The 3,974-nt window shown below is 62.8% G+C and carries 2 protein-coding genes; one reads left to right on the top strand and one right to left on the bottom strand.

The features are described 5' to 3' along the window. The first annotated feature begins 103 nt into the window (after positions 1–103). The gene (locus AB7M32_RS23655) at positions 104–1,066 is read left to right on the top strand and encodes an alpha/beta hydrolase fold domain-containing protein (RefSeq protein WP_454251556.1); all 963 of its coding nucleotides are present in this window, start codon (positions 104–106) and stop codon (positions 1,064–1,066) included. 369 nt (positions 1,067–1,435) lie between these two features. Here the strand turns inward: AB7M32_RS23655 and AB7M32_RS23650 are convergent, their stop codons facing one another. Then, positions 1,436–3,886: a TonB-dependent siderophore receptor gene (locus AB7M32_RS23650; protein ID WP_454251555.1), complete on the bottom strand. Its 2,451-nt coding sequence runs from the start codon at positions 3,884–3,886 to the stop codon at positions 1,436–1,438. Positions 3,887–3,974: the final 88 nt, after the last annotated feature.

Raw genomic sequence — 3,974 nt, 5'->3', positions numbered from 1 at the left:
GTCTTGCACCTGTGGCGAGGGAGCAAGCTCCCTCGCCACAGGGTTTTGCATGAGTCCGAGTGGCTCATCTTTTACCCATGGTTTTTCATAAGGAACCCCTGCGATGTCCTTGCATCCGGAACTCAACGCCTTCCTCGACCTGGCCGAAGAAAGCCAGGCCGACGGCCCCGGGCCGTTTCACCTGTCGACGCCGACCCAGGCCCGCGAGGCGTTCGAGCGCACCACCGGGCAATTGCGCTGGGACGCTCCGGCGGATGTGCAGTGCGCCGCTCACGCATTCACCGCCCGTGACGGCGCGACGCTGGCGCTGCGTCTGTATCGTCCCGCCACGGCTTCGGCCCAGGCGCTGCCGGTGCTGGTGTACTTTCACGGCGGCGGCTATGTGGTCGGCAGCCTGGCATCCCACGACGGCGTCTGCCGCGAATTCTGCGCCCGGACACCGTGCGCGGTGTTGTCGGTGGGCTATCGCCTGGCCCCGGAGCACACCTTCCCGACCCCGCTGAACGACGGCGCCGACGCCCTCGACTGGCTGGCCCGGCAGGCCCGCGCCGAAGGCCTGGACGTCAGCCGCGTGGCGTTCGGCGGCGACAGTGTCGGCGCGACACTGGCGACGGTGCTTGCGCTGCAAGCGGCCCTGGAACCCGCGTCTCTGGCGATCCAGCCATGCTTTCAATTGCTCTGTTACCCGGTGACCGATGCGTCCACCAGCAGCCCGTCCACCGAGCTGTTCGGCGAAGGGTATCTGCTGGAGAGTGAAACCCTGGAGTGGTTCTACCGGCACTACGCCAATGAGCCCACCGATCGCCTGGACTGGCGTTTCTCGCCATTGCTGGCGCCCGGCTACCCAGGCCTGGCCCCGGCCCTGATCGCCCTGGCCGGCCATGACCCGCTGCTCGACGAAGGCCGCGCCTATGCCCGGCGTTTGCAGGAACAGGGGGTGAGCGTGGAACTGATCGAATACACCGGCCTGATCCACGACTACCTGCGCTTGCGGAGCGTGGTGCCGGAGATTGACGAGGTGTACGCGCAATTGAGCCAAGCCTTGCGGACTGCACTCACCGCCTGAAATACCACAAACTGCCTGGAATGCCACAATCCCTTGTGGGAGCGAGCTTGCTCGCGATAGCGGTAGGTCAGTCAGCATGTGAAGTGACTGATACACCGCCATCGCGAGCAAGCTCGCTCCCACAGTTGTTTTAGGGGGCTCAGGATTTGCACATGCCACCGATCCCTTGTGGGAGCGAGCTTGCTCGCGATAGCGGTAGGTCAGCCAGCATGTGAAGTGACTGATACACTGCCATCGCGAGCAAGCTCGCTCCCACAGTTGTTTTGGGGGCTCAGGATTGGCATATGCCCCACATCCTCTGTGGGTGGGCTTCAGGATTGGCAGGCACAAAAAAACCGGGCCAGGCCCGGTTTTTTTGTGGGGTATTGTCTAGAAGTCGTAGGTCACGTCCAGCGAGGCCACGCGTTCCTGGCCGTAGTAGCAACCGAACAAGTAGTTGCAGTGGGACACGTACTCGCGGTCGAAGACGTTCTGCACGTTCAGGCTGGTGGTGACGCCACGCAGGCTCGAAGTGGCCTTGCCCATGTCATAGCTGATGGTGGTATCGAACACGGTGAAGGCCGGTACGTCGAACGAGTTGGCCGCGTCGCCCGGCTTGCGGCCGGTGTGACGGGCGCCTGCGCCGAAGGTCAGGCCATTGAGGACGGCCTGGGTGAAGTGGTAGTCGACCCACAGCGTGGCGGAGAACGGTGCCTGTTGCTCGCTGCGGTTGCCCTCGTTGCCGTAGTTGTCCTTGGTGTAGAACGAGTCGAGGTAGGTGGCGGCGGCCATGACGTCGATGTTGTCGACGGTGGATTTGACTTCCAGTTCAACCCCCCGTGAACGCACCTGGCCCGACTGGATCGAGTTCTGCGGATCGGCGGGGTCGGCGGTGACCAGGTTCTTCTGTTTGATCTGGAACACCGAGGCGGTAATCATCGTCTTGTCGAACGGCTGGTACTTCACACCCACTTCGTATTGCTCGCCTTCGGTCGGCTTGAAGGCTTCGCCGCTAGCGTCCGTGCCCGTGGTCGGCAGGAAGGATTCCGAGTAGCTGATGTACGGCGCCAGGCCGAAATCGGTGACATAGGTCAGGCCGACCCGGCCGGTGAACTTGTTATCGCGCAGTGAGGAAACGGTGCCCGCCAGCAAGTCCTTGTTGTCCACTTCGGCCCAGTCCTGGCGGCCGCCCACGGTCAGGATCCACTTGTCCAGCTTGATCTGGTCTTGCAGGTAGACGCCGGTCTGGCGAACGGTGTTGTCCCACTTGGTGTCCAGCGTTGGGGTTACGCTGCCGGTGTCGTAGTTGTTGTTATTGCCGTACAGGTCGATCGGCGCGACGTTGTAGGCGTTGTAGCCATCGTACTTGCGGTTGAAATGCCGATAGTCCACGCCCGCCAGGGTGGTGTGTTCCAGGGCGCCGGTATTGAATTTGTATTCCACGTTGTTATCGACGGTGTAGGCGGTGTTGTGCTGTTGCCAGTCGAGTTTTACGCGGTTGGCCTGGGTCTGGTCAGTGACGCCACCGGTGGTGACGAAGCTGCGCAGGTAGAAGCCCCGGTACTGGTCGCGCACATCGGTGTAACGCGCAGTGGAGCGGAATTTCAGGTCATCGGTGATGTTGTGGCTGAAGTCGTAGCCCAGGATGAACTGGTCACGCTTGTAGTCGTTCCAGCGCGTGTCGCCGGAGAAGAAATCCCGGTCGATCCGCTGGCCGTTGGGGCCGCGCTCCAGGGAACCGATCCGCGGCAGCGCCTGGTAGTCCTCCAGGCCATCGTCGCGCTGGATCTGCGCCAGCACGGTCAGCGAGGTGTCGTCGTTGGGCGCCCAGGTCAGGCTCGGTGCCAGCAGCATGCGTTCGCTGTGGGTGTGATCGACCTGTTGGTTGCCTTTTTTCGCCACGCCGATGACGCGATAGCTGAATTCCTTCTGGTCGTCGATCGGGCCGCTGGTGTCGAATGCGCCGTTGACCCGGCTGTAGCTGCCCGCGCCCAGCTTGATCTGGCTGCGCTGTTCCGTGGTCGGGCGCTTGGAGACCATGTTGATCAGGCCGCCGGGCTGGTTCTGCCCGTACAGCACCGACGAGGGGCCCTTGAGCACTTCGATGCGCTCCAGGGTGTACGGGTCGATTTGCGGCGCGCCGCCGAGGCTGCCGGCATAGGGCAGGTAGGCCCCATCGAGGTACAGCGGCGTGGGCGAGAAACCCCGGCTGGTGATTTCGTCGGCGATGGCGTTGCGGTCGGTGAAGCCGCCGGTGTTCAGGCCCGGCGTGTAGCGCAAGGCCTGGGTCAGGTTGCGTGCGCCCTGGGTGGCGACCTGCTCGGCGGTGACCACGTTGATGGTCTGCGGGATCTCCAGGATCGGCGTGTCGGTCTTGGTGCCGGTGGCGCTGCGGGTGGCGACGTAGCCGTCCACCGGCCCGTAGGCGGTTTCCGCGGATTTACCGGTGATGGTCGTGGCGCCCAGTTCCAGCGAATTCCCCGTTGTCCTGGCGCGTACGCTGACCGTGTTGCCCTGGATGGTGAACATGACGCCGGTCCCCACCAGCATCTGCGACAACGCTTGCGCTGGTGTCAACCGGCCGCTGACCGGTTGGCTGCGCAGGCCCTGGACATCATCGGCGCTGTAGAGCACTTGCATGTTCGATTGATTGCTCAATGCCTGCAGGGCACTCGCCAGCGACTGCGCCGGAATGTTGAGATCGACTTCCTGTGCCTGGACCTGTGCGCTGAACGGCATGGCCAAGGCCAGGCTGAATGCGGTGGCGCTGAAGCCTGGTTGCAGCAGGCGGCGCATGATCAGTGCCTTGGTAAAACGTGGAATCCCCGGAGTTGCTGGCATGTGTTTCACTCTTGCAGGTTTTAGTTTTAATAGGGGGTGTAGTTGTCATCAATTCTTAATTAGGACGCACGACCCAGAAAAAACCAGA

It is taken from the genome of Pseudomonas sp. R151218B TE3479, from assembly GCF_053629195.1.
Note: the sequence above shows the minus strand (reverse complement) of the source record. Positions and strands in the feature narration are given on the sequence as shown.